Source organism: Streptosporangium sp. NBC_01469 (assembly GCF_036227305.1).
Classification (GTDB): Bacteria; Actinomycetota; Actinomycetes; order Streptosporangiales; family Streptosporangiaceae; genus Streptosporangium.
Genome location: NZ_CP109465.1, coordinates 8,942,680 through 8,967,316 on the forward strand (window position 1 = coordinate 8,942,680; position 24,637 = coordinate 8,967,316).

General features: G+C 69.5%; 23 protein-coding genes. 11 read left to right on the forward strand and 12 right to left on the reverse strand.

Features of this window, described 5'->3' with window-relative positions; all coding sequences use genetic code 11:
- Positions 1–225: 225 nt before the first annotated feature.
- Positions 226–1,011: an ArsR/SmtB family transcription factor gene (locus OG587_RS38895; RefSeq protein ID WP_329083823.1), complete on the forward strand. Its 786-nt coding sequence runs from the start codon at positions 226–228 to the stop codon at positions 1,009–1,011.
- Between the two features lie 387 nt (positions 1,012–1,398).
- On the forward strand, positions 1,399–2,100 hold the full coding sequence (locus OG587_RS38900) for a GNAT family N-acetyltransferase (RefSeq protein ID WP_329083824.1): 702 nt from the start codon (positions 1,399–1,401) through the stop codon (positions 2,098–2,100).
- Between the two features lie 10 nt (positions 2,101–2,110).
- Here OG587_RS38900 and OG587_RS38905 read toward each other — a convergent pair whose 3' ends face one another.
- Positions 2,111–2,722: a DUF6461 domain-containing protein gene (locus OG587_RS38905; protein WP_329083825.1), complete on the reverse strand. Its 612-nt coding sequence runs from the start codon at positions 2,720–2,722 to the stop codon at positions 2,111–2,113.
- Positions 2,723–3,067: 345 nt separating this feature from the next.
- On the opposite strand from OG587_RS38905, the gene OG587_RS38910 reads away from it, so the two are divergent.
- Complete coding sequence (locus OG587_RS38910) at positions 3,068–3,514, forward strand: hypothetical protein (protein WP_329083826.1); 447 nt, start codon at positions 3,068–3,070, stop codon at positions 3,512–3,514.
- A 55-nt stretch (positions 3,515–3,569) separates the two neighbouring features.
- Here the strand turns inward: OG587_RS38910 and OG587_RS38915 are convergent, their stop codons facing one another.
- Together OG587_RS38915 and OG587_RS38920 are read right to left on the reverse strand one after the other, a co-directional pair.
- Positions 3,570–4,832, reverse strand: a complete 1,263-nt coding sequence (locus OG587_RS38915; protein ID WP_329083827.1) for an MFS transporter — start codon at positions 4,830–4,832, stop codon at positions 3,570–3,572.
- Positions 4,833–5,179: 347 nt separating this feature from the next.
- Positions 5,180–5,968, reverse strand: coding sequence for an MBL fold metallo-hydrolase (locus tag OG587_RS38920; RefSeq protein ID WP_329083828.1), 789 nt, complete (start codon positions 5,966–5,968; stop codon positions 5,180–5,182).
- A gap of 87 nt (positions 5,969–6,055) precedes the next feature.
- Here OG587_RS38920 and OG587_RS38925 point away from each other — a divergent pair, with 87 nt between their 5' ends.
- Positions 6,056–6,655, forward strand: a complete 600-nt coding sequence (locus OG587_RS38925; RefSeq protein WP_329083829.1) for a CGNR zinc finger domain-containing protein — start codon at positions 6,056–6,058, stop codon at positions 6,653–6,655.
- A 262-nt stretch (positions 6,656–6,917) separates the two neighbouring features.
- Here OG587_RS38925 and OG587_RS38930 read toward each other — a convergent pair whose 3' ends face one another.
- From OG587_RS38930 to OG587_RS38940, 3 genes are all read right to left on the reverse strand, one after another.
- The gene (locus OG587_RS38930) at positions 6,918–7,346 is read right to left on the reverse strand and encodes a VOC family protein (RefSeq protein WP_329083830.1); all 429 of its coding nucleotides are present in this window, start codon (positions 7,344–7,346) and stop codon (positions 6,918–6,920) included.
- A 562-nt stretch (positions 7,347–7,908) separates the two neighbouring features.
- Complete coding sequence (locus tag OG587_RS38935) at positions 7,909–8,346, reverse strand: VOC family protein (RefSeq protein WP_329083831.1); 438 nt, start codon at positions 8,344–8,346, stop codon at positions 7,909–7,911.
- Positions 8,347–8,552: 206 nt separating this feature from the next.
- Positions 8,553–11,588 (reverse strand): DUF7507 domain-containing protein, encoded by a 3,036-nt coding sequence (locus tag OG587_RS38940; protein WP_329083832.1) that lies wholly within the window; start codon positions 11,586–11,588, stop codon positions 8,553–8,555.
- 543 nt (positions 11,589–12,131) lie between these two features.
- On the opposite strand from OG587_RS38940, the gene OG587_RS38945 reads away from it, so the two are divergent.
- Positions 12,132–12,647: a hypothetical protein gene (locus OG587_RS38945; RefSeq protein ID WP_329083833.1), complete on the forward strand. Its 516-nt coding sequence runs from the start codon at positions 12,132–12,134 to the stop codon at positions 12,645–12,647.
- Between the two features lie 281 nt (positions 12,648–12,928).
- Here OG587_RS38945 and OG587_RS38950 read toward each other — a convergent pair whose 3' ends face one another.
- A complete protein-coding gene (locus OG587_RS38950; RefSeq protein ID WP_329083834.1) occupies positions 12,929–14,308 on the reverse strand; it encodes an FAD-binding oxidoreductase in 1,380 nt (459 codons plus the stop codon).
- 158 nt (positions 14,309–14,466) lie between these two features.
- Here OG587_RS38950 and OG587_RS38955 point away from each other — a divergent pair, with 158 nt between their 5' ends.
- Complete coding sequence (locus OG587_RS38955; RefSeq protein WP_329083835.1) at positions 14,467–14,940, forward strand: MarR family winged helix-turn-helix transcriptional regulator; 474 nt, start codon at positions 14,467–14,469, stop codon at positions 14,938–14,940.
- A 312-nt stretch (positions 14,941–15,252) separates the two neighbouring features.
- On the opposite strand, the gene OG587_RS38960 is transcribed toward OG587_RS38955, so the two are convergent.
- Positions 15,253–15,456 (reverse strand): cold-shock protein, encoded by a 204-nt coding sequence (locus OG587_RS38960; protein WP_049562746.1) that lies wholly within the window; start codon positions 15,454–15,456, stop codon positions 15,253–15,255.
- A 229-nt stretch (positions 15,457–15,685) separates the two neighbouring features.
- Positions 15,686–16,048: a hypothetical protein gene (locus OG587_RS38965; protein ID WP_329083837.1), complete on the reverse strand. Its 363-nt coding sequence runs from the start codon at positions 16,046–16,048 to the stop codon at positions 15,686–15,688.
- Between OG587_RS38965 and OG587_RS38970 the strand changes: the two genes are divergently transcribed.
- From OG587_RS38970 to OG587_RS38985, 4 genes are all read left to right on the forward strand, one after another.
- The gene (locus OG587_RS38970) at positions 16,034–16,159 is read left to right on the forward strand and encodes a hypothetical protein (protein ID WP_329083838.1); all 126 of its coding nucleotides are present in this window, start codon (positions 16,034–16,036) and stop codon (positions 16,157–16,159) included. The genes OG587_RS38965 and OG587_RS38970 overlap by 15 nt on opposite strands.
- 112 nt (positions 16,160–16,271) lie before the next feature.
- On the forward strand, positions 16,272–16,682 hold the full coding sequence (locus OG587_RS38975) for a GntR family transcriptional regulator (protein WP_329083839.1): 411 nt from the start codon (positions 16,272–16,274) through the stop codon (positions 16,680–16,682).
- Positions 16,679–17,560: an ABC transporter ATP-binding protein gene (locus tag OG587_RS38980; protein WP_329083840.1), complete on the forward strand. Its 882-nt coding sequence runs from the start codon at positions 16,679–16,681 to the stop codon at positions 17,558–17,560. The genes OG587_RS38975 and OG587_RS38980 overlap by 4 nt, the downstream gene beginning before the upstream one ends.
- A 116-nt stretch (positions 17,561–17,676) precedes the next feature.
- On the forward strand, positions 17,677–18,645 hold the full coding sequence (locus OG587_RS38985; protein ID WP_329083841.1) for a hypothetical protein: 969 nt from the start codon (positions 17,677–17,679) through the stop codon (positions 18,643–18,645).
- A 15-nt stretch (positions 18,646–18,660) separates the two neighbouring features.
- On the opposite strand, the gene OG587_RS38990 is transcribed toward OG587_RS38985, so the two are convergent.
- The 3 genes from OG587_RS38990 to OG587_RS39000 form a co-directional block, all read right to left on the reverse strand.
- Positions 18,661–20,562 carry a hydantoinase B/oxoprolinase family protein gene (locus OG587_RS38990; RefSeq protein ID WP_329083842.1) on the reverse strand — a complete coding sequence of 634 codons (1,902 nt, stop codon included), beginning with the start codon at positions 20,560–20,562 and terminating at the stop codon, positions 18,661–18,663.
- A 173-nt stretch (positions 20,563–20,735) separates the two neighbouring features.
- Positions 20,736–23,015 (reverse strand): hydantoinase/oxoprolinase family protein, encoded by a 2,280-nt coding sequence (locus OG587_RS38995; protein WP_329083843.1) that lies wholly within the window; start codon positions 23,013–23,015, stop codon positions 20,736–20,738.
- A gap of 196 nt (positions 23,016–23,211) precedes the next feature.
- The gene (locus OG587_RS39000) at positions 23,212–23,658 is read right to left on the reverse strand and encodes a hypothetical protein (RefSeq protein WP_329083844.1); all 447 of its coding nucleotides are present in this window, start codon (positions 23,656–23,658) and stop codon (positions 23,212–23,214) included.
- Positions 23,659–23,960: 302 nt separating this feature from the next.
- Here OG587_RS39000 and OG587_RS39005 point away from each other — a divergent pair, with 302 nt between their 5' ends.
- Positions 23,961–24,599: an SRPBCC family protein gene (locus OG587_RS39005; protein ID WP_329083845.1), complete on the forward strand. Its 639-nt coding sequence runs from the start codon at positions 23,961–23,963 to the stop codon at positions 24,597–24,599.
- Positions 24,600–24,637: the final 38 nt, after the last annotated feature.

The following is a 24,637-nucleotide window of genomic DNA, read 5'->3' on the forward strand; positions in this document are numbered from 1 at the left end:
AGCCCGCCACGCGAAGAGCCACATCACGGTTATTCCGTACGACTTCGATCAGCGGATGGCCCGGACTCAGCAGCCGCTCGCAATTAGGAGGCACTGTTCGCCGCGCGTCTCATGCAGTATCAGCACGAAACACTGCTCGGTGACTGGCGGCGATATTCACGCGACCGTCTCCTGACGCAGCCGCAGTCGGCCTTGCTTCCTCCCTTGTTGCCCGCTCGAAGCTGGATGGTCGACCTGTTCACGCTCTACGGGCCGACAGGCAGTCTGGAACATGGCCTGGACCATCTGCGCCACCGCTCTCGCGCGACGCTACGGTGCGAGATCGACGACACCGCTCGGCGCAGGAGGCTGCCCTCCTGGGCCGGGCGTCTGGCGGACGGCGAGCCCGAGTGGCTCGATCATCTGGACTCGGCCATCCGCGCCACTCACCAGGCTGCGGTCGCGCCGTACTGGTCGCGCGTCAAGGCGCACCTGCGTGCTGAGCACAGCACCTTGGGTCGCCTGATGCTCTCCTCGGGCGTGGAGCAGATGCTTGCCGCGCTGCACCCCCGGGCCCGCTGGGACTCTTCGGTCCTACACCTTCCCGCCGCCTACGACCAGGAGATTCATCTCCAGGGCAGAGGCCTGCTCATCGCCTACTCGGTGTACTGCTGGCCCTTCGCGGTACCGGTATACGACGGCGACGATGACGGCGTGCCGCCCCGGCTCTTCGTACCCGCCGCCCGCGATCTGCTCACGCTCAACCAGATCACCGCACTCTCGCCCCCGGACGAAGGGACACTCGGCGCGTTGATCGGCCACACTAGAGCAGCGCTGCTGTACGCCATGGCGGATGGCCACGCCACCACAAGCGACCTGGCGCGCAGGGTCGGGGTGTCGCTCGCTTCGATGAGTCAGCACACCGCGGTGCTGCGTGGTGCTGGTTTGATCTCCACCCGGCGCACAGGCATGGCCGTTCATCATGCCCTTACACCGCTGGGTCACCACGTGTTGGAAGAGCAGACGCGCTGACCGGAGGAGCCAACAGCCGAAGACCGGGCAGACGCGGTCGGGAAGGGGGTGTGGGCCAGCCAACGCGGCCGACGGCGTCACCGACGTCGTCCGCGCCACCGGAAAAGACGTCGACTTACCCGGCCTGCGCCCGCCAGGCCGCCGAGAGCTTGAAGGTGGAGACCTTCACCATCAGCCGCCACCCACCTGCTCGCCACGAACACACCGGTCCGCGGCGAAGGGAGTGGGGCCAAGTAAGGCGGCCGCTCGGGCGGCGGCCGCGACCGCGCTGCCGGCCCGCCTCGGTACTTTATAAGGGGGTGGCTGTCAGCGAGTTGGGCTCCAGGGTGAAGCGGGGTCTGCAAGGTCGTGGATGTCTTGCGGGGTCATGGCGAAGGAGAGTGAGGCGTGCACGAGCTGAGAAAGCTGTTGGAGGAGGTCGCCCGCGGGATCTTCCCCGATGCTGATGGCGTGGTGGAGTTCGTGGACCAGCCCGGCCCGCGCGATTGTGGGGTCATCGCCTTCACCGCGCACAGTGTGGTTTTCGCCGATGTCGATCGCGAATGGATGCGCGGCCTGCTGCCCGCCGGTGATGTGTCCGCGCCGCTGAACCCACCGTTCCTGCGCGCTCTGGAGGAGTGGACCGGACGCCGGGTGGACAACCTGGACCTGCTCGCCGTCGCCGGTGCGCTGACCGGCCCGCCCCCGCTGCCTCTGGTCGAGATCAACGACGTCGACCACCCCCGGATACGCCGTGCCCTCCAGCACCGCGACGGGGTGCGAGCGTGGCAGAGCGACGGAGGAGTCGTGCTGCTCGGGCGAGGGGTGGCGGACCGCTGGGAGATCGCCATCGAGGTCGAGGACGCTCACCGTGGCCGAGGCCTTGGCAGACAACTCGCGCGAGCGGGACGACACCTCCTCGGCGCCGGGCAGGCGGTGTGGGCACAGATCGCGCCGGGCAACGCCGCCAGCGTACGGACCTTCCTGGGCGCGGGTTTCCTTCCGGTCGGCGCCGAGGCCCTGCTCACCCAGCAGATAACGGCGAGCACTCCAGCCGACCCACCGGACCACCGCGCCGAGGGCTTGGCAGGCGGCGCGCTCCGGACCTGAGCGCGAGCCGTCAGGAGGCGGGTCTGATGCGCAAGTGCCGCGCCAGGAACCAGTCGGTGGCGATGTCGGTCTCCGTGACGCGTCCGATCAGCGCCAGGGCCGAGCTGACGCTCTCCGGATACTCCACGGGATCGTCAAGGACGTCGTCATCGCTGATCTGGAAGCGCAACCCGTCCATCAGGTGATCGAACGCGTGCGGGTCGTCGCCGAACCGCCTCTCCGGCCAGATCGGGTCGAAGGAGACGACCACGCGCCCCTCACGGGCGTAATCGAAGGAGGCGTTACCGGTGATGTCCATGCGGAGGCCGAGGGCCTGTCGGCCGCCTTCGGTGATGGATCGCAGGAACTCGCCGTGGTCGTGCGCCGGCACGATGGCGACCCAGTCCTTGACCTCGGCCACCCACCTGGATCCGTCGTCAATGTTGTGGTCGAGGATCTCGCTGAGGTGGCACGGGGTACGGGTGGCCAGGTCCAGGGAGAAGTCTCGGGCGAGGGCGTCGAGGTCCGCGCCCTTGATCCAGAGGGCGCTGAATCCCAGCGCCCACAGGTCCGGCTCAGCGTCGAGCCCTTCAGTGAAGAGGGTCGAGACCAAAAGGTCGTGCAGGTACGTCGGTGACTGCATGGCCGCCTCTCGAAGGAGGGGGCGTCTCGCGAGACGCCCCCTCCTGGTGGATGGTGGGTTACGGGGTGCCGGGCTTGATTGGCCTTCGGGGAGGGTTGATACGGATTTTGGCGGTAGGCCTGAACGTCTTGATGTTTCAGCAGCTCATGGGCATCAACCGTTGGTCGGGTAAGTCCGACCCCGACGGAACGGTTGCGCTGCCGAGGCCGGCCTTTGGAACGCCGCAGGTAGCGGCCTCTGCCACTGATTCCTGCACCGATCCTCCTCGAAGGCCGAGGAACGGCGCAGAAAACGATGGCGGCCAGGGAGCGTTCACCCCCCCCCCTCGTATTCTCCTCGGATCGAGTGAAGGGGCGGAAGATCACCGGCCGCCCGGCGAAACCCGGCGAGAAGTACGCCTACCCCGCCGACGCCAGCTGGCCGGGCGAGGCGCTGGCCGGGGTGGAGCTCCAGGGACGTTCGGTGGCCGAGGCGGCACGCGTCGTGCGCGAGCACCACCTGAAGGTGGCCTACGGCCTCGACTGGCCGCTGCGGAACGGTGACAAGGGCTTTCGCTTCGAGCAGCTGGAGACGCCGCTCGCGCCCGGGGCCGCACCGGCGGCCAAAACCCAAGCTCGGCCCCGCCAGGTCCGCTTCGCCCGCGAGATGTGCGACCCCGGCGACTACGCCGCCCGGCAGATCGCCGACGAGTTCGGCGTCACCCGCCCCACCGTCCACCGCCACCTCGACGAGGGCAGGCGAACAAGAAGGCGGCTCAGCAGGCCGGGTGATCAGCTTGGATCCGATGCGTGATCAACTCATTGCCGGGCCGAAAGCCGTGCTGCGGGAAGCGGGTCCAGGGCCGGCCTCATCGGCTGCGCGCTGCGGCGACCACCGGCACGATGGCCAGTGCCAGGATGCCGCCGCCGATGGCCAGAAGGGGGTAGCCGGCTCCGGCGACGACGAGGCCCGAGGCCATGCCGCCAGTGGCGCCGGCGATGGCGACGGAGACGTCGACCAGGCCCTGGGTTTTGGCGCGGGTGGTCAGCGCGACGGCGTCGGTGATGATCGCGGTGCCGGTGACGAGGCCGAGGTTCCAACCCAGACCCAGCAGCGCGAGGGCCACTGAGAGCGGGGCGACGGAGTCGTCGGGGGCGTTGGCGGCAACGATTCCGGCGGCCAGCAGGGCCAGCGCGGAGGCGGTGGCGATCGTGAGGCGGCCGTAGCGGTCGACGAGCCAGCCGGTCAGGGGCGAGGGCAGGTACATCGCGCCGATGTGGATGGCGATGACGAGGCCGGAGGCGGTGGTGCCGTGGCCGTGGTCGTGCATGTGGATGGGTGTCATGGTCATGATCGCGACCATGACCAGCTGGGTGAGCACCATGACCAGCGCGCCGACGAGCACGCTGAAGCGGCGCCTTTCGACCGCCGCTGGGAGAAGGCCGCCGGTATCGCCCGGCTGCGCGTACGCCACGGCGATGCGTTCGGCCTCCAGGGCGCGGGCCAGCAGCAGCGGGTCGGGGCGCAACCAGATGGTCAGAACCAAGGCGGCCAGCGCGTAGGCGGTGCCGGCGAGAAGGAACGGCCCGGCCAGGTAGGGGATGCCGAGGGTGTGAGCAAGCTCGCCGGTGGGTGCGGCGAGGTTGGGGCCCACCACGCCGCCCACAGTGGTGGCGACCAGCACCGTGGACACTGCGCGGGCCCGGCGCGCGGGGACCGCCAGATCGGCCCCGGCATAGCGGGCCTGCAGATTGGTGGCCATGCCGGCGCCGTAGACGAACAGAGCGAAAAACAGCAGGACGGAACTGCCGGCGACGGCGGCAGCGATGACGCCTGCGCTGCCGACGGCACCGGCCAGATAGCCGGCGGCGAGGCCAGGGCGGCGGCCGCGGGCTTGAGAGACGCGCCCGACGGCGAAGGCCGCCAGCGCGGAGCCGGCGGTGCCCAGGGCGCTGGGCAGACCGGCAAGGCTGGTGGAGCTGAGCATGTCCTGCGCGAGCAGGGCACCGACGGTCACGCCGGCCGCCAGTCCGGCGCCGCTGAGGACCTGAGCGGCGACCAAGACGATCAGGGTGCGGCGCTGCGCCTGAAAACGTGGGAGGTCCTCGATCCGGGCAGGCACGGTAGTCATTACGAGAGAGTCCTCATGAATTCGATAGGCGTGACCCGGCCGGACGGCGCTATCTGCGCGGTTTCGACAGGTGAGGTCGACAAGAGACGAAGGGATGGCCCGACGTAGAAGCGCCGCACGGGCCGGCGAGCTTGGAGGTGAGGTCAGATTCGGATGGCGTCGAGGAGTTGGAGGGCCGGAACTCCAATGGCGCGGCGGCCGCCGCTTTCGATGCCACCGGATGTGCTGCAGCGGCCCGGCGACGGCGCACCGCCCTCAACGGTGTGGCAGGCCTGGCCGGTGAAAGCCGCGAGCTGACCGGCCTTGCGAGGCATTGGTCGGGCGTCCGGGGCTGTCTGGCTGCGCGGTCAGCCCCGGTCACCCAGGTCCAGGCAATCGACCAGCCCGGCGGCGGTGAAGGCGGCCACCAGCTCGTCGCGGCCCTCGGTGAAGTGAGCCCAGCTGTCGTAGTGAACGGGAACGACCCGGCGGGCGCCGAGGATCTTGGCGGCCTCGGCGGCCTGGACACTGTCGAGGACGATGAGCGCGCCGTCGAAGAGGACGGAGAAGCGGGGAGCCCCGGCGAAGAGGATGGCGGTGTCCACCGGGCCGAAGCGTTCGGCAATCTGCCTGACCACGTCGAGCGAGGCGTTGTCGCCGCTGACGTAGACCGTGGGCAGGCCCTCCCCGGTCAGGACGAATCCGACGACCTGGCCAACGAGCGATTCGACCTCCTCGCGCGCGCCGGGCCCGTGGACGGCGGGCACGCCCGTGACGGTGATCGTGCCGCCGCCGGGGCGGTCCAGCTCGACCGGCTCCCAGTCGGCCAGCCCCCTGGACCCGCTGCCCAGGCGCCGCCCGCCCCCGGGCGTGGTGAGGGTGAGCGGGACGTCGGCGAGCAGGGCCCGGCCGGAGGTGTCGAGGTTGTCGGGGTGCTCGTCATGGGAGAGCAGGACCACGTCGACGCGGCCGAGGCCGGCCGGTGCGGCGGATGAGGGCGCCGTCTTGGTCAGCTTGCCGCCCGGCACATGGTAATCGCCGGGAGCATCGAAGGTCGGGTCGGTCAAAAATCGCAAGCCGCCGTACTCGAAAAGGGCGGTCGGGCCGCCGAAAACGCGGACGGGGATCTGCTTAGTGGACGCGCTGGTACTGGACATCGAGAAACCTCACGGATGAGAATCGGTATATCCGTGAAAGGCGGTAGCGGTGTCTCACGGACGAATGCAAGCCGTACCATGAGGGCTATGAGCGAGCTCCTGACTGCCGAGTCTGTGTTGCCGCCCGCGTCGGGGGCGGAGGGCTACCTCGCCCTCGACTTCGTCAACAGCGCCATCGCGCTGCCTGGAGGGCAGTTCATCGATCTCCTCGGTACCCCCGAGGCGACGAATCGGTGGCTCACCGAACACGGCCTCGCTCCGGCCGATGCCGGGGTGCAGGAGATGTGCGCGGCACAGTTGCGCTCGCTGCGCGAACACCTCAGGTCATTGTTCGCCGCCCGTGTTGCCGGGCTGCCCGCCTTGCCCGCGGCTTTGTCCGCCGTCAATGACGCGCTGAGCGGAGCCCCCACGGCCGCCCTGCTGTACTGGGACGAGAAGAACGGCCCCTACCGCGCGGCACCGTGCCCCACCAACGCGATCCTCGACCGCGCCCTGGCGACCCTTGCGGCCAACACGGCCGACCTCCTCACCGGCCCCGACGCCGAGCGCCTCACCGCCTGCGCTTCCACCCCCTGCAACCGCTACCTGCTGCGCCACGGCCGCCGCCACTGGTGCTCCACCCGCTGCGGCGACCGCGCCCGCGCCGCCCGCGCCTACGCCCGACGCACCCAGTCGAAGGCGGACTGACGCCCCCCGTATTCCAGAGACAAGGGCCCGTTGTGCGGCAGATGAAAGTCCTTCAGCCTGGCTGAACCCACGGCGGACGTGCCGTTAACGAACGTGCCACCAGCCGCCAAAAAAGTTGATCATTGGGGTAGGGTCCGCGTCCCGGGCGGATTCCCAACCCACGGGAAGGCAGGTCCTCAAATGTCTCGATCATTAATGTGAAGGGGGAAACCTCGGCGAGGCGAGCCCGGTCCACTGGACTGCGGGCTCGCCCGACGTGCGGCTATCGCGCTTCGGCTTCTTTCGCAGCCAGGTATTCGCGTTCGGCCACCGCGCGTTCGGCCGCGCTGCCCTCGACACAGAACTCATTCCCTGCCGGATCCGCCATGACGACCCAGCCCCTGCCGTTCGGCTTGCGACGGTCATCGACGATGGTCGCGCCGAGGGCCGACACCCGTTCGACCTCCTCATCCCGCGACGTATCCGGTTCGAGGTCGAGATGCAACCTGTTCTTCAGCGACTTCTTCTCCGGCCCCCGAACGAACAGCAGCGTCGGCTGACCTGCGGGGACCTCCAGGGCCACCTCGTCGTCACCGGGTTCGTCAATGGGAGCGACCGGATGACCGAGCACCCTGCCCCAGAACTCGGCCAGATCATACGGTTCGTGCGGCTCTGCGCAGTCAAAAGTGATGTGTCGGATGATGGACGGCATGCAGTCTCCTAGGCGCAGCCGTACGGCTCGCCGGAAGTAGAAACATCGGTCGTATACGCCATTACCGGTGAAGGGTCACAACCAGTAAGCGCTCACGAACGTCAGCCCCCGCACCTCCAGAAAATCGCCGCCCAAACATGGCATCCGACGGAACCCTAACATAAGGGCTTTGGGGCCGCTTTTGGGGTTACGGCAAGGCCGCCCACGCTACGACCTGACAGGTGGCGGCGCCGGGGCAATATTTGACGAATACGTAACGAAAATGCCGGTTCCCGCTGCCTACCGGCCGGTAGAGGGGTTTCGCGTCCGCGACTCTGCAGGTGAGCACAGGCGGCTTGGTGGTCGGCGCGGCCGCGGTGGTCGCGCGGGTAGCGGGCCCGGTTCGCGTGCGAGGGCGCCCCGGGCAGGCTCTCCGCTCCCGAACGTGGCCCCAGACAGCCGCCGGGCAGGTCTCGTGACGCATGACCCCCTATTGAGTGGGGCCGAGGCGGTGGCAGAGAAGTTCGAGGTCGGCGAATGGGAACCGGCATAGCCGACCGGACTCTTCACTCCTGCCCGCCACTCAGTCGAGGCAGAACTCGTTGCCCTCAACGTCCTGCATGACCAGGCACGACTCGTTCACCTCATCGGCAGGCAGGAGCCGCACGCGTACAGCGCCAAGCGGGATCAGCCGCGCGCATTCGGCCTCAAGGGCCGCCAGGCGCTCCTCACCCACCAGCCCGGTGCCGACCCGCACGTCAAGGTGCAGCCGATTCTTGACGACCTTCCCTTCGGGAACGCGCTGGAAGTACAGCCGCGGACCCGCGCCCGAGGGATCACTGCATGCGAACCATGAATCCCGCTGCTCAGGCGGCAGCGTGCGATTGAAGTCGTCCCAACCGGCGAACCCCTCCGGTGGCGGCGGTGCGACGTACCCCAGCACCTCGCACCAGAAACGAGCGACGCGCTCAGGTGATGCGCAGTCGAAGGTGACTTGAATCTGCCTAACCGATGCTCCCACGGACCAATTCTCCCATAGGTTGCCATACGTCCCGCGATCACCCACTCAGAACGTCGGACGGACCATGCGATCGCCGGCCGATGGGTCTGACCGTTTCGCTTCTTGCCGACGCGGCGCCCGGAGGGTGCGGGCCGTTTCCCGGAGTACGGGCCGTTGCCGGGGTGCCCCTGTGGGGTGCGGAGGAACGCACAGGGGCACGAGGTCGGTCAGTAGCGGGCGGCGAGGCCGGAGTTGATTTCGGTGAGGGCCAGGGTGGCGTCGGTGTAGCGGATCAGGTTGGTCAAAGGCGGTAGGCGCAGGACGGTCTGAGCGTGGCGGGCGGCGTCGGCGACGGTGTGGAGATTGAGGCGTTCGAGGGTGAGCGTGTGGACCGCAGTGGCGGAGTTGATGCGGCGGTCGGCCACATTGAGATAGGTGGCCAGGAGTTCGGCGGCCAGGGTGCGGGGCTGGAGAAGGGGGAGGCGCAAGGCCTCCGAGGCCTCTTCCTGGGACAGGCGCCCGTCGGTGTTGCGGTCGTAGCGGGTGTCGGTGGCCTGGACACGCGCCAGGAGTTCGGGGGTGCGGTTGCCGAGCAGGGCCCAGATCGTGACGAGCTGGGGATTGCGGGTGGGAGTGGCCTCGGTGACGGTGGAGGTCGACGTGGCTGAGATCGGGGTGTAGATGCAGCCGCCCGCATTGCCGTACATGATCGTGGCGTTTCCCGTCAGCGCGGTGCCGCCGGTGGTGAGCAGGCTGGAACGGCTGGTGAAGGCGATCGACGCGGTCGCGCCGGGGGCGAGAGAGCCGAGTTGCCAGGTCAGGGTGGTGCCGGAAACAGACGTCGGCCGGGGGCCGGAGCCTTGGTCGAGCGCGGTGCTGTAGTAGACCGACGGCGGCAGCGTGTAGGTGAGGGTGACGCCGGTGGCCGCGGCGCCGCCGGTGTTGGTCGCGGTGAGCGTGGTGGTGACGGCCGCGGCGGCATGCGCGGTGGGCGTGGCGGTCGAGGTGAGCGCGAGGACGGGCCGCTTCACGGTGGTGGAGGCGGAGTCGGTGTTGTTGGAAACGATGGCCTCGGGGCCGTCGGCACGGTTCTTCGCGGTCACGGAGGCACGGTTGGTCAGAACGCTGCCGTCCGCGGCGGTGCAGGGCACGGTGTGGGTGAACGTCTCGGTGGCGGTGGCGGCAGGATTCAGGTCAGCGAGGGTGCGGCCGGCCGCGGTGCCGTCGGGGAGGGTGTCGGTGAGCTGGATCGATGTGGCCAGGCCGGGGCCGACATTGTTGACCTTCACGGAGTAGGCGATGGTGTCGCCGGGTTCGGCCTGAGCCTTGTCGGCGGTCTTGGTCACCGCCACGTCGGGGTCATAGAAGCGGCGGATGCCGAGCTCGCGGGCCAGGGCCGCGTCCCAGGTGAACTCGGGACCGGAAGGGAAGATCCCATCGGATCCGGCGTCGGGGGAGCCCTCGGCCCGGTACTTCAGGTTGCGCCAGTCGTTGAAGTCGTCCAGGAGGTCGGCCCGGCCGAAGTCGCCGGCACCGGGAGTGGTGTCGCAGTCGCCGTCGGACCCCTGCACGATGCCACCACCGCCGAAAGCGTCGTCGACATGCTTCGGGGTCTGCAGCCCGTCGGTGCCGGGCAGCACACAGGTGTCGTCACCGACGTTGATGTCCACGCGGGGAATGGTGCCGGGGTCGATGACGCGGTTGCCGTTCCAGTCGAGGGCGGCGTTGCCGGGGCCCCACGACTCCACACCGAACCCGTCGATCCATCGGGTGAAGTCGGTGCCGTCGCCGATGCCGTCGGCCTCGCGCAGGTTGTTCTTGTCGAGCCGCGGGAGCAGGCCGTCGGAGTAGTCCAGGCGCGCCGGTGAGCGGGCCGGGCCGAGCGGGATGCCGAAGGGGTTGAACCCGTAGTTCATGACGCTGAGGTAGTTGGGCTTGCCGTTGGTGGGCTCGAAGCCACCGTGCGCCAGGCCGAGGGCGTGGCCGAGCTCGTGCATGAGTGTCAAGGACTGGTCGCGCACGGTCCCGACCCGGGCGTCGTCACGGCCCGTGTTGATCGGGATCACCTGCTCGTCGAGGCCGGCAGTGGCGGTGGTGTCGCAGGTGCGATCGCCGCCGACCAGGATGAAGTCACCCACCTTCTGGTCGTCGTTGGCGGGGGTGGGGGTGTTGAGCACGCCGTCGGTGCCGGGGCCCACGCAGGCCACCCGCCACGCGCCCAGCGTCACGATGAAGTCCTTCTCGCCGCGATCGGCTTCGCAGCACTGGCCGGAAGTGGGACTGCCCGCGGCGACTTGGTGGCCGAAGAGCACGAAATGCGCAAAACGGGCCCGCTGCGGGTTGAGGGCCAGCTGGCGGATGCTTCGATACAGGGTGCCGTCGAGAGGCAGGACGGTGGTCTCGGATTCGGCGCGGCCGGGGATGATCAGCACCTCCGCACCCCGGGTCCAGATCGAGCCGACATAGGGGCAGGTCGGCGCCCGTTCCACCGGCGAGCCGTTGAAGGCGGCCCTGACCTCGTCGATCGCCGCCTGCTTGGGCTTGTGGTCGTGGCCGTCCGCGGCGCCGGACATCCAGCTGGCCACCACCACGATCGTCTTGCGGCAGGGGCTGGCGCCGAGTGCCTTGAGGTCGTGCATCAGGCTGCCGTCGGTGTCACGGATGCCGTGCAGCTCGACGACGTCGTAGATACCGTCGCCGTCGGTGTCGGGCAGGTCGGTGGTCCGCTGGATGCCCAGGCCGATCTCGGCGATCTTCCCGTCGTGCGCTCCGGGGAAGCCGGAGTCGCCGTCGCCGATGAAGTTGCCCTGCTTGGGGACGATGCTCTCGCCCGTCCAGGTGTCGGTGGTGAGCTGGTAGGTCAGGTCCAGGTCGAGGCTGCGGTTGGTGGGGTCGATGTCGAGCTGGTCGTCTTCGCCGCTGAGCCCGCCGTCCTCGTCCCACAGCTCGACCCGGACCCGGACGGTGTGCTGGCTGGGCGCGACGGACGCGACATACGTGAAGACCCAGGGCGGTTCGAAGGTGTTGGGGTGGAACTCGGCGCTCTCCACGGGGGAGCGATCCTGCGGCGCGTCGGTGCCGAAGAAGATCTTCGGGTAGTAGTTGCCCGACGCGCCGTCCGAGTCCGGATTCTCGTGCTGCTTGACGAGGTCGATCGTCAAGCGGAGCCGTACGCTGGTCTCGGCGTTGGCGGTGGTGGGAACCGCCACCAGGGCGACGGCGACCAGAGCGGAGACGATCAGGAACCGCAGGATGCGACGCATGCCGTAAGGTTCGGCGGGGCCGATCCCCAGCACATGAGTAGGGCCTACCTAAATAGCGCGCTATACCCGTGTCCACCGGCGGGCAGCCGCAGCGGCCTACTCGCCTTACGTGCCCTAACGACCTTCATGCAGCTGACCGGCTGGTTCGCCTGACAGCCCCAGATGACCACTCCGACGCCTGGAGCCGCTCGATCTACGGCGAGTCGACCTGGTACGCCTGCCTGGACAACCGAGCGACGCTCGGCGCGTCCGGGATTTGTCGCGCCGAGGCCCAGCGCGGCCCGTTTCAGCCCTATTCCGGTGGCCCCCGGGTAGATGCAGGTTTTCGGAACATCGGGGTTCTCCCCCGCGCGTGTTCTACTCGCGGCGGCGAGCCATACCGTCTTCACCTGTGCATCGCCCCAATTCTGACATGAGTTTCAGGGCCGTATCAGCACCGTTTCAGCCCCGCGTGTGACGATGTCGACAACGCGATGGAACGGGACAGCATGCCCCCACACGCGACAAAAACTCACATGCACCTCTAGAAAGTGGAACCAATTCATGATCCGGGCAAGGAAATCGACAGGCAGGATCGCCCGCACCGTCGGCGCGGTGTCCGCCGCCGCGAGTGTCGCGGTAATCCTCAACCTCACCGCCGTATCGGCGCACGCGACACCTTCAGGAACGGTCAGCGTGGCGGCATCCGCACCTATCGACATCCGCGGGGGTGACATTACGGTGCGGGAGGTTCTCGCCATCGCCGAACGGCAGGCCGGTGACCCCCTGGGGTCACTGAAAAGCGCTACGGGGGCCATCGCCAACAAAGGAACGATGACGGCCGACGAATTCTACCGGCTGGTCGCCGAAGACAACTTCGAGCGATTCGACTGGCAGCGAACCACCGAGTCTCCGCCGACGGAAGGCACCTTCAACGACGTCGTCCCGCTGACAATAGGGATTGTCCCAGAATTCATAGTCGCAGTATTAAGGGCGCCCATATACAACGTTGTCGTTACTTGTGCCTCCAACGACGGCGGAAAGTCCTGGCAGTGCGACGTCGACGTCCGACCGGCCTAATACTCCAGCCGCAGATCGTGAGGTTGGGCAAGTTCGTGCACATGTGAACCTGTAGGGCCAGGGCCACAGGTTCGAGGGACGGCCACCGCTGTGATCATTCAGGTGTGATGGAACTGAAGATCACAGCGGTGGCCGCGTTGGCCGGCGGCGTGGCCCGCACATGAAGCTCGGGTTCGCTCTCCAGCCGGTCCATCTCCCACGCCGACACCGCCCACCCCATGCTCGCCACCCTCGACGGCCCCGCCACCATCGAGCAAACGGTCGGCATCGCCTGCTGACTCTCAGGCGGGAACCGTCGGAGATGGAGCCCACTTCGATGATGTCGGGCGGGCGGCGGCGAGCGGTGCCGGCGGGATGTTGTGCGTGACACCGAAGGTGTTGTCAGGGTCGTACAGGCGCTTGACGGCGCTCAGCCGCCGGTGGTCGGCGGCGGTGTAGGCGTCTGCGGTCCGGGTCGAGTCGAGCAGGAAGTTCAGGAACGCCCCACCGCTGGTGTGCGCGCGCAGGGCGTCGGCCAGGACCGGAGAGGCGGCGTCGGCGATCACCGACAGGCGGGTGGCGCGGTGGCCGACCGGGCCGGCCTCGGGGCTGGGGCGGCCCATGGCGCCGCCCCAGTGCCGGATCTCCACGGCCGGCCCGTCGTACGGCTCGGCGACGCGTACGATCGCCGCGATCGCCGAGTCCGGCAGCTCCTTCAGGAGTTCGACCTGGCTGGGGGCGATGCCGCCCATGGAGGCCCCGGCGTACGGCATGGTGCGGAAGTCCTCGATGAGCGCCGGGCCCGCGGCTCGCCACAGCGGCCGCAGCAGCCGCCGGCCCTGGTCGGCGCTCCCCGCGTACAGCGCTTTGAACTGCAGGACGCGGCGGCCGCGCACGAGTGGGGGCACCTTTGGGTCGTCGGGCATCGAGGTCAGTGACAGTGCGGTGCTGAGCTCGTCGGGCAGCCCGGTGATCCAGTCCCGGTAGAAGGTCACAATCTCACCGGCGCGTTCGACCGGGAAACAGGCGGCGCCCGTGAAGACCTGGGCCACCGGGTGCAACCGGAACTCCAGTGAGGTGACCACGCCGAAGTTGCCGCCTCCGCCGCGCAGCGCCCAGTACAGATCGGGGTGGCTGTCGGGAGCGGCGGTCACGAGCCGCCCGTCGGCCGTGACGATCTGGGCGCGCAGCACGCTGTCGGCGGCGAAGCCGTACGCGCGGGAGAGCCAGCCCAGGCCGCCGCCGAGGGTGTACCCGGTCACACCGACGTCGGCGTGCGAGCCCGACACGGGGGCCAGTCCGAACGGCTCGGCGGCCGTCATGACCTGGCCCCATCGGGCGCCGGGGCCGACACGGGCGATGTGCCGGCGCGGATCGAGGAGTACTCCGCCCATGGAGGACGTCCTCAACAACAGGCCGCCGTCGCAGGGCGCGTGGGTGCCGTGCCCGGTCGCCTGCACAGCCAGCGCCAGGCCGGCGTCCCGAGCCGCCACGACCGCCGCCCGTACGTCCTCGGCGCTGGTCGCCTCGGCTACCAGAGCGGGTCGCTGGTCGATCGGTGTGAACAGCGGGCGCCGGCGCTCTTCGTATCCGGCTTCGCCGGGAAGGTGCACAGCGCCGGCGAAGCCTGCGCGCAGACGGCGTGCGGGGGTGGAGGTGTTCCTCGATCTGGTCAGGGTCATGATGACCGCTTCCTTCTGGGGGTTCGCCGGTGCTGCGATGGACTGGGCGGAGGGCTCGGGGCGTCTTTGGGTCAGGGGGTGCGATCAGCTGAGACTTACGTTAAAGTAACGATCATTGATCGTCAATGATCGTGAATAAAAATCCGGAGAGGACTTCCATGGGCATCACCGGCAAAGGCCCAGACCTGGGCATGCTCACAGGTCAGCTCATGCGGGCCATTCAGGAGGAGCTGTTCCAGACCCTGGCTGAGCAGGGGCACCCCGACGTGAGCCCGCGGCACGGAACGGTCCTGGCCTTCCTCGACCCCGGCGGCACCCGCGCGACCGATCTGTCAGCCCGGTCCGGCCAGCACAAGCAGATCGTCGGCACGATCACCGACGAACTCGCCCGCCTCGGCTACGTCACCCGCCAACCCGACCCCGCCGACCGTCGCGCCAAGCTCATCGTCCCCACCGACCGCGCCCTGGACGAGGTCGCCAAAGCCCGCGCCATCCTCGCCGCGATCGAAGACCGCTACGAACAGGCCCTCGGCGCCGACCGGTACACCGCCTTCAAGGACACCCTCCAGCAGATCACCCGCCACCAACGCGCCTGGAACGAGGCCGCCACCCCGAGGTCGGGCAGATCGTGAAGGCCGACGACAACGCGTGTTAACGGAAGTCAGCCCTTCGGTGTGGGCGACTGCCCCCGGGGGCGGGGGTCCCGGTTGTCAATGGCCAGGTGCGTGTCGCCGCCGGTGGCACTGCCGCCGATCGGCCCCGCCCCCGCAGGGGCGACATTCACTTGACGTTAATTTGAGTCACCGACTGTGTCGGATCGCGCTCGCGAGGGTGCCCCTGTCCCCGCACCCCAGAGATCACGGCGTACGGACGGGGACACGAAACGAGCCGGGGCCCGCACCTCGGAAGAGGTGCGGGCCCCGGCCCGTGATGTGCAGGTGCTACTAGGCGGGAACGATGTTCTCCGCCTGCGGGCCCTTCTGGCCCTGCGTGACGTCGAAGGAGACCTTCTGGCCTTCCTGCAGCTCACGGTAGCCCTGGGCGGCGATGTTGGAGTAGTGAGCGAAAACGTCGGCGCCGCCGCCGTCCTGCTCGATGAAGCCGAAGCCCTTTTCAGCGTTGAACCACTTAACGGTTCCAGTCGCCATGATCATTCTCCTTCGATAGGGGGCAGAGCCGGAATCCACACCGCGTGGATCCCGCGTCGCCGCGATGAGCCCATCCGGAGATGACCGGGAAAACAAAATGCACCTGAAGGGTTATCCGTCAGGTGCACACAAAGTTTCATGGGTACCACAACCGCAACTACGTCCAGGCTAGCACCTGTCCGGACCAACACACGAGTCCACCCCGGCGGGAATGCGGAACCGGCAACGATCACCCGCCGCCCGGCCGCTCCCCGCGCGCCGATGCCCGCCTGTGCCGGGCGTCCAGAAGCACGATCACGGCGAAGGCGGCGATCGTCGCGCCCGCCGCCGCGAGGTGGCACCAGGGGGCGGGCAGGTAGTCGGCGGCGGTCAGGGCGTTGGGAGCCCTGTCGGTGAACACACGGAAGATGATCGCCGGCGGCCCCTCCCGGACACCCGCCGCGAGCGCGACGCCCAGCCCCTCGAACAGCTGGTCGCCGGTGTCATCGAGCGGGCGCGGCACGACGGGACGGCCGCGCCGGGGCTCGACCCGCGCCACGAGGCCGACCTCCTGGTGGCCGGGGTCACCGGGATGGGCATGGACGTCCTCCACGGACGGCGCACCATGGCCGAGATCCGGCTCGTCATCGACCACCACCTCGGCCGCGTCTTCACCACCGGCTCGGGAGACGACCCACCCGCGGCCGGACCCGGACCATTCTGATCCACCCGCTCGGGAGGCGATCCTCCCGCGGTCACCCCCGGAGCACGGCATGGCGGGGCTTGACATTCCCCCGGCCCTGACTCCACCCTTTCACTACTTAATTAGTGAAAGGGTGCTGACGTTGATCGAATTCCGCCTCGACCGGGGTTCGGGGGTGGCGACGTACCTCCAGCTGGTTCACCAGGTCCGGCACGCGCTGCGGCTCGGCGTGCTGCGGCCGGGTGACCGGCTGCCGACGGCCAGGGAGGTCGTGGCCCAGCTGGCAATCAATCCGAACACGGTGCTGAAGGCGTACCGCGAACTGGAGCGTGAGGGCCTGGTCAGCGGGCGGCCGGGGCAGGGCACGTTCGTGGAGCGGTCGCTGGGCCAGACCTCCATGGGCGACCGCGCACGGTTGCGCGCCGACCTGGTGCGCTGGGTGCGCGACGGACACCAGGCGGGCCTGGACCTGGAGGATCTGGAGGCGCTGGTCGCCTCCGTCCTGACCGACCTCTCCGGCGAGTCCCGTGGGGAGATCGCGTGAGCGCCCTGGAGACCGAGGCCCTGGGCAGGCGTTACCGGCGGACCTGGGCGCTGCGCGACTGCTCGGTGACGGTGCCGTCCGGGCGGGTGGTCGCGCTGGTCGGCCCCAATGGCGCGGGCAAGTCGACCCTGCTTCACCTGACCGTCGGCCTGCTCGCCCCGACCACGGGAACCGTGCGGGTCCTCGGCAGGCCCGCGCGCGAGAGCCTGGAGCGGATCGCGTTCATGGCGCAGGGCAAGCCGTTGTACACCGGCTTCAGCGTGGCCGAGATGCTCACGTTCGGGCGCAGGCTCAATCCCCGGTGGGACGACGCGGCGGCCAGGGGGCGGCTGGCGGAGCTGGACATCCCGCTCGGCCGCAAGGTCGGCGGGCTGTCGGGGGGGCAGCGGACGCAGGTGGCGCTCACCGTCGCGCTGGCCAAGCGCCCGGACCTGCTGGTGCTGGACGAGCCGCTGGCCGACCTCGACCCGCTGGCCCGCCAGGACGTGATGCGCGGCCTGATGGAGGCGGTCGCCGAGACGGGGCTGACCGTCCTGCTCTCCTCGCACGTGGTGTCGGAGCTGGAGGGGACCTGCGACTGGCTGATGGTGGTCAACGGGGGCCGGGTCCAGGTCAGCGGCGACATCGACGAACTGGTGGCCGGGCACCGCCTGCTGACCGGCCCCGCCGAGGGCGCCGACGCGCTCGCCGCCCGGCTGCCGGTGATCTCGCGGGGCGGGACCGGGCGGCAGGCCACCCTGCTCGTCCGGGACGACACTCCGCCGCTCGACCCGCGCTGGACCGCCCGCCCGGTGAACCTGGAGGAGACGGTGCTGGCCTATCTGCGCGCCCCGGACCTAGCGGCCCTCCCCCGCCCGGCCCTCACCTCCGCCCGCTGATCCATCCCGCCCCCACCGCCCCGGCCGCTGCCGTACGAAAACATCGGACCCGGCACGATCCGCCGCGTGGAATCACCCGGGCGGACCGGGCGGACCACCCTGAAGGGATTCCCTCCTTGCTCTGGCTGACCTGGCGACAGCATCGCGCGCAGATCCTGGTGACCTGCGGTCTGCTGCTCGCCCTGGGGGTGCTGCTGCTGGTCTCCGGCCTGCGGGCGACCGCCTACATCGCCGACCAGGCCCCGCCCGGCTGCCCCGGCCCCGCCGCCGCGTGCTCCGGCGTGAACTCGACGATCTACGACGATTACTACTACCCGGTCTTCATGGTCTTCGGCCTGCTTCCCATCGCCGGGTCCGCGTTGGTCGGCGCCTTCTGGGGCGCGCCGCTGCTGGCGGCCGAGTTCGAGCGCGGGACCGGCGCGCTGGCCTGGACCCAGTCGGTCTCGCCCCGGCGGTGGCTCGTGACGAAACTCTGCCTGCTCGGCGGCATGGTCGTCGCCGCCGCCCTGCTCCTGTCGGCGATGATCGGCGCGTGGCTGCCGGTGTTCCGCGACGTGATCGGCGACAGGTCACTGGAGCCCGGGACGTTCACCATGATCGGTGTCGTCCCGGCCGCGTGGTGGCTGTTCGCGTTCGTCCTGGGCGCCGCCGCCGGGACGTTCTTCCGGCGCACCCTGGCCGCGATGGCGGTGACCGTGGCGCTGGTCGCCCTGGCCGTCCCGTCCGTCTTCTTCTCCCGTGACTCCTACGCCGAGCCGGTGCGTACCGTCACCACCGGCTGGATGGCGCTCTACCAGGGCGGCGGCACCCTGGTCGCGGAGGCCTGGGTCGATCCTTCCGGCCGGGAGATCACCGAGCCTCCCGCCGGCGCCTGCCCTCCCCCTCCCGGGGTGGACGCCCGTTCGGAACGGGCCCGGCTACTGAAGGATGAGTGCCTGATCGACGAGGGCTACCGCAAGGCGGTCTATCACCACCCGATCGACCGGTTCTGGCGCTTCCAGTGGACCGAGACCGGCATCCTGCTCGCCGGTGCCCTCGTCCTCGGCGGCCTCACCGTCACCCGCACCCTCCGCCACCGGAGATGAGCCGCCCCACGAGCGTCACCTGAGGTCCACCTCCGCGTACGGCAGGCCGCCCGACAGGGTCGGGAAGCCCGGACCCCGGTCGAAGAAGGGCCGGGCCGCCGGATCGGCCGGGAGGAGGGCACGCAGGCCGGCGCGGCGGGCCTCGGTGGCCTCGCTGTCCACCCGAAGGTCGTCGGGGTCGCCGTACAGGACGACCCCGTAGTCGTCGCGGGCGCCGCCGGCGGAGACCTTGCCGTCGCGGACGTCGGCGGCCACCAGGGCGGGGTCGCGGTCCAGCGGGGAGCCCCAGCCGCCTCCGCCCGTGGTGCGCACCCGGATGATCTCACCGGCGCGGACCGGCGAGTCGTCCACCAGGCCCTCCATCTCCCTGCCCTCGATCTCCACGACGAAGGGCTGTCCGGCCCGGCCGCCGTTCACGCCCCAGCACGACAGGATCGAACGGTCGGCGATGGACATGAACGAGGCGTCGCGGAGCATCCGCAGGTGCTTGTCGTAACCGAGGCCGCCCCGGTAGAGGCCGGGGCCGCCGGAGTCACGGGCCAGGCCGAGCCGCTCGACCCGGAACGGCCAGCGGGACTCGGCGAACTCGACCGGGATGTTGCGCGAGTCGGGCACCACGTGGATGGTGTCCTCGCCGTCGGCGTACCACCGGCCGCCGGAGCCGCCGCCGAGAATCTCCCTCATCAGGTACGGGGTGCCGTCGGCGCCGTCGCCGTAGACGCCGGTGTAGCGGATGGTCTCCTGGTCGGCGGGCATCCGGCCGCCGGTCGCCTTGGCCAGCACCCCCGCCAGCACGCCCAGCAGGCGCAGGATCACGAACGTGCGGGCGTTGGTGGGGGCGGGGAAGATGGGGGTGAGCAGGGTGCCCTTCTCGGGGAACCGCATCTCGATGAGGGGCACGACACCCTCGTTGACGTCGAGTTCGGCCATCCGCTCGGGGGTGTCGGCCAGGTTCCGCAGGATCGGCGCCAGCCACTTCTTCAGGAACACCCCGTCGGCGTAGTCGCCCGCGTGGTTGATCGGGCCCTTGGCCTGCGGGGAGGTGCCGGTGAAGTCGATGACGAGCGGCACCTCGGCGGAGTGGTCGACGGTGAGGGTCATCCGCTGCGTGTGCAGGCGGGGCTCGTCGACGCCGTCGTGTTCGGCGTAGTCCTCCCACACGTGCGTGCCCTCGGGGATCTTGGCCAGCAGTTCCCTGCGGAACGTCTCGGTGGTGTTGGAAATGATCGCGTCGAAGCACGCCTCGACCGCCTCGCGCCCGTACCGGTCGAACAGCTCCCCCAGCCGCCGCGCGCCCATCAGGCAGGCCGAGCACTCGGCGTCCAGGTCCCCGGCGAGGGAGTCGGGCATCCGGGAGTTGCGCGTCATGATCGTGAGTGCCGCCCGGTTGGGCACGCCCTCGTCCCACAGCTTGATCGGCGGGACCATCAGTCCCTCCTCGAACACGCTGCGCGCGTTGCTCGGCATGGAGCCCGGTACCGCCCCGCCGATGTCGTCGTGGTGGCCGAACGCCTGTACGAAGGCGACGACCTGCCCGTCGTGGAAGACCGGAACCGTCACGCACAGGTCGGGCAGGTGCCCGATGCCGCCCTCGGACAGGTAGACGTCGTTGTGGAAGAACACGTCGCCGGGCTTCATCTCGCCGATCGGGAAGTCCCTGACGATCGGCTGGACCAGCGCCGAGTAGGACCTGCCGGTCAGCTTGCGCAGCCGTACGTCGTGGATGCCCGCACGGAAGTCGTGCGCGTCGCGGATCATGGGTGAGCGGGCGGTACGGGCGATGGCCGTCTCCACCTCCATCTCCACCGACGCGAGCGTCCCTTCGACGATCTCCACCAGCACCGGGTCGGCCACGCTCACCGGCCGCCCGTCCGTGGTCGCCGACCCCTCACCGCGCCGGGTTCGCTGCGCGCTCATCGGTCGCTCACCACTCCTCGCTCACCGCGCGGGCCACTCGTCCCTCGCGGACCACTCCGCTCACCGCGTCGGGTTCGTAGCGCACTCATCGGTCGCTCACCACTCCTCGCTCACTGCGCGGGCCACTCGTCCCTCGCGGACCACTCCGCTCACTGCGTCGGGTTCGCTCCGCGTCATGCACGGCGTACCTCCAGGTTTCCGAACTCGTCCATGGTCGCGGTGAAGCCGGGGTGGAGCGGCAGGGTGGAGCCGTACTCCTCGATGACCGCCGGGCCGGTGATCTCCGCTCCGGTGGCCAGGTCGGGGCGGCGGTGGATGGGGACGGTGCCCCACTCGTCGTAGAAGACCTCGCGGAAGGCCGCGGGCTCGGGCCGCCGGTCGCCGTGGGGCCTGCGCCCGATGACGGGGCGGGTGATCGGGCCGATGCCGGAGACGCGGAGGTTGACCCACTCGACGCCGTGCCGGGGATCGTCCCGGTAGCCGTACCCGTAGAGCCTGCGGTGCTCGGTGTGAAAGCGGTCCAGCACCTCGGCCCGCCAGGCCTCGTCCAGCGGGCCGGAGGGCGCGGGCACCCTGACCTCATAGGCCTGGCCGTAGTAGCGCAGGTCGGCGCTGCGCGCGTAGACGTGCGCGCCGGTGGCGAAGCCCTCGCGGTCCAGGGCCGAGGCGGCCTGCCCCTCCAGGCCGCCGAAGATCTCCTCGGCGGCCTCCAGGGAGAGGTCGCGGGTGACGAAGGTGCGCACGTAGTCGTTCTTGACGTCCACGGTGAGCAGACCGAAGGCCGAGACGTTGCCCGGGTCGGGCGGGATGATCACCGACGGCAGGCCGAGGATGTCGACCAACCGGCAGACCAGCAGCGGCCCCGAGCCGCCGAAGGCGACCATGGGGAAGTCGCGCACGTCCAGGCCGCGCTTGACGGTGATCTGGCGGATGGCGTTCGACTGGTTGAACGCGCTGATCTCCAGGATGCCCGTCGCGGTCCGTTCGGGGGACAGGCCTATCTTGCCCGCGAGCGCCTCGATCCCCTCTCGGGCGGCGTCGGCGTCGAGCGGGATCTCCCCGCCGAGCAGGTGCGGGGGGACCCTGCCGAGGAAGACGTGCGCGTCGGTGACGGTGACCTCGGTGCCGCCCCGGCCGTAGCAGAGCGGTCCTGGATCGGCCCCGGCCGATCTGGGCCCGACCTTCAGCGTGCCCTCGGGTGAGATCCACGCGACGGAGCCGCCGCCCGCGCCGACGGTCACGATGTCGATCATCGGGATCTTGCAGGGGTAGCGTCCGATGCTGCCCTCGGTGGTCAGGGACGGCTCCCCGTCGACGACCACCGCGACGTCGGTCGAGGTACCGCCGCCGTCCAGGGTTATCACCGAGGGGTGGCCCGCGGTGGCGGCGATCAGCGCGGCGCCGAGCGCGCCCGCGGCCGGTCCCGAGAGCACGGTGGTGATCGGCTGGTGCACGACCTCGGCCGCGGACAGCACGCCACCGTTGCTCTTCATCACGGAGAACGGCATGCCGCTCCCCCTCCCCGCACGCGCGACACCCGCCGCGGACGACGCCACCACCGCGACACCCGCCGCGACATCCTGGGTGACATCCGGCGCGGACGACGCCACCGCCGCGCTCCCCGGCGTGACATCCGCCGCGGACGGCGCCGCGCCCGCGACGCCCCTCTCGTATATCCGGCCGCCCGCGTCGTCCGCGTTCCCCTCGTACGCCCGGACGTCCGCGTCCCGCGCGTGGCTCGCCGCCTCCAGGCGTTCGGCCAGGTTGGCGATGTAGCGGCGCATGGTCGGTTTGACCGCCGCGTCGACCAGGGTGGTCACCGACCGCTCGTACTCGCGGTACTCGCGCAGCACGTCACACGAGATCGAGACGACGGCGTCCGGGTGCTCCCGTTCGAGGACCTCCCGCATGCGCAGCTCGTGGGCGGGGTTGGCGTACGAGTGCAGGAAGCACACGCCGATCGCGGTGATGCCACGGTCGCGGAACCACCGGGCCGCCGCGACGGCCTGTTCCTCGTCGAACGGCCGTACCTCGGCTCCGGTGTGGTCCAGCCGGCCGCCGACGGTCCTGACCCGGTGCACCGGGACGATGCGGGGCGGTTTCACCCAGAAGTAGGAGTTGCCGTAGCCGTCCGGCACGCTCTGGCGGGCGATCTCCAGGATGAACTCGAAGCCCTCGGTGGTGACGAAGCCCAAATCGGCGATGCGGTCTTCGAGGAGCTGGTTCGTGGCGACCGTGGTGCCGTGCACGACGGCCGACACGACCTCCATGGTCACGTCCTCCGCACCGGCCGCCTTCCGCAGGACTTTCCGCACCCCCTCCATGAACCCGTCGGCCGGGTTGGCCGGGGTGGAGGGAGTCTTGGTCGTGGTGATCTCACCGGTCTGTTCGTCCACCGCGACCACGTCGGTGAACGTGCCTCCGGTGTCGACCCCGATACGGACGCTGCGCATGCCCCCGTGTCTACCCAGTTCCGGCGAGTCCACAAATCGGCGGACCCTGCCGAAGCTGTGCCCGGTCCTTGGGCATTGTTGGCGGGAAGCGGCACCTTGCCCGGGACGGTCCCGCCCACGGCCGCGAGCGAGGCGGCCTCGCCGGAGACGCTCCCGCCTGTCACGGTCACGGGCCGGGAGGCCGCGGAAGCGGACCCTAGCGGCGGCGGGGACCCATGGTGGTGTTGATCACCGCGTCGGCGTCGTGCGCGTGGATCTTGGCGGCGAGGCGGATGGCCATCTCGTTCGTACGGCGCAGCTCGGCCTCGACCCGGTCCTTGCCGGACTGGCCGACCTGCACGCCGAAGTAGGCGCCGATGACCGCGCCCGAGACCCCGACGAGCCCGGCGAACGGCGCGGCCGTGTCGCCCTCGCGCAGCGCGATCACCACGAAGCCGATCAGGATGACCACGAGCCCCATGACGACGACGTAGAACCCGTACCGCCAGCGAGCAGCCTCGGCCTGGGCGGCGACGGCCTCGTCCTCGGTCATCATCGCCGCGAGCGCCGTGGGCATCTCCGTGGTCTCCGTACCGGAGGGGCCGGAGGTCACGACGGCCGGTGTCTTGCCGAGGGGTGGAGCGGAGTTATTGGTGGTCGTCACAGATTCTCCCACTTTTCGATAGACCAAAAGGAATCTCCCACGGTTTTCGCCGTCAAGCCAAGTCAGGTCATGTCATGGCTTGTCAACCGGAGACCACCCACTCCTACCAGCGCATCTTCCTCCCAAACGTCCTCATACGACCCACAGTTCACTGTCATGTGTAGATCGTTATCTTTCGGGCGGACGTACGAGGACGAACCTCCACGAAACATGGAGATCACGATCCGTGACCCGGTCCACAAAACCGCGATCAGATGAGATAGAAGACATTCACTACTTTCATCTGGTTCTCAGAGGTATCTGTGACGAAGCTCCTCCGGCTCCTCGTGGCGCCGCTGTCCGCCGCCGCTCTCCTTCTCACCGTGTTCTCCACCCCCGCCCGCGCCGACACCGACCCTGTGCTCGCCGCCCAGTGGCAGATCGCGTGGGACACCTACAGGTTCTACGAGTGCCTGACCGCTCCCCTCCCGATAACGGGACGCAGCCAGGCCAAGCGCGACATATCCATTGAGATCAACGCGCCGGTGGAGCACGTGTTCGACGCCTACTCGAACATCAACAACCACCTCGGCATGCACTCGTTCCTTAAGCGGGTCGTCACCCACGCCGACCGGACCGAGGCCGGGACGCGCTACGTCGACTTCACGGCCGTGGAGGACATCCCGATCGCCGGGCTGCCCGTCACCGCCAACACGCACGCGCAGCAGCGCATCCACCGCGACGACCTCTACTACGAGACCGACACCTGGACGCTGCCGAACGTCGTCACACACCAGAAGATCGTCTTTGAGGACCTGGGCGACGGGCGGACGCGCGTCACCGAGCATCTCACCTTCGAGGCGAGCATCCTGCTCATCGACTTCACCGTGACGAACGGCGTCTCCTCCCACCAGGCGACGCAGGCGGGCCTCAAGGCGGCCATCGAGAGCGGCGAGCTCTGACCCACCGGCCGAGGGGACTCGCCCACTCGCCCACCGGA

What these genes read in the sequence shown, in the direction of transcription:
- OG587_RS38895 (WP_329083823.1), top strand. Translation starts at nt 226, where the DNA reads ATGGTCGACCTGTTCACGCTCTACGGGCCGACAGGCAGTCTGGAACAT.
- OG587_RS38905 (WP_329083825.1), bottom strand. Translation starts at nt 2,722, where the DNA reads ATGCAGTCACCGACGTACCTGCACGACCTTTTGGTCTCGACCCTCTTC.
- OG587_RS38915 (WP_329083827.1), bottom strand. Translation starts at nt 4,832, where the DNA reads ATGACTACCGTGCCTGCCCGGATCGAGGACCTCCCACGTTTTCAGGCG.
- OG587_RS38920 (WP_329083828.1), bottom strand. Translation starts at nt 5,968, where the DNA reads ATGTCCAGTACCAGCGCGTCCACTAAGCAGATCCCCGTCCGCGTTTTC.
- OG587_RS38925 (WP_329083829.1), top strand. Translation starts at nt 6,056, where the DNA reads ATGAGCGAGCTCCTGACTGCCGAGTCTGTGTTGCCGCCCGCGTCGGGG.
- OG587_RS38930 (WP_329083830.1), bottom strand. Translation starts at nt 7,346, where the DNA reads ATGCCGTCCATCATCCGACACATCACTTTTGACTGCGCAGAGCCGCAC.
- OG587_RS38940 (WP_329083832.1), bottom strand. Translation starts at nt 11,588, where the DNA reads ATGCGTCGCATCCTGCGGTTCCTGATCGTCTCCGCTCTGGTCGCCGTC.
- OG587_RS38945 (WP_329083833.1), top strand. Translation starts at nt 12,132, where the DNA reads ATGATCCGGGCAAGGAAATCGACAGGCAGGATCGCCCGCACCGTCGGC.
- OG587_RS38950 (WP_329083834.1), bottom strand. Translation starts at nt 14,308, where the DNA reads ATGACCCTGACCAGATCGAGGAACACCTCCACCCCCGCACGCCGTCTG.
- OG587_RS38955 (WP_329083835.1), top strand. Translation starts at nt 14,467, where the DNA reads ATGGGCATCACCGGCAAAGGCCCAGACCTGGGCATGCTCACAGGTCAG.
- OG587_RS38960 (WP_049562746.1), bottom strand. Translation starts at nt 15,456, where the DNA reads ATGGCGACTGGAACCGTTAAGTGGTTCAACGCTGAAAAGGGCTTCGGC.
- OG587_RS38970 (WP_329083838.1), top strand. Translation starts at nt 16,034, where the DNA reads ATGGACGTCCTCCACGGACGGCGCACCATGGCCGAGATCCGGCTCGTC.
- OG587_RS38990 (WP_329083842.1), bottom strand. Translation starts at nt 20,562, where the DNA reads ATGAGCGCGCAGCGAACCCGGCGCGGTGAGGGGTCGGCGACCACGGAC.
- OG587_RS38995 (WP_329083843.1), bottom strand. Translation starts at nt 23,015, where the DNA reads ATGCGCAGCGTCCGTATCGGGGTCGACACCGGAGGCACGTTCACCGAC.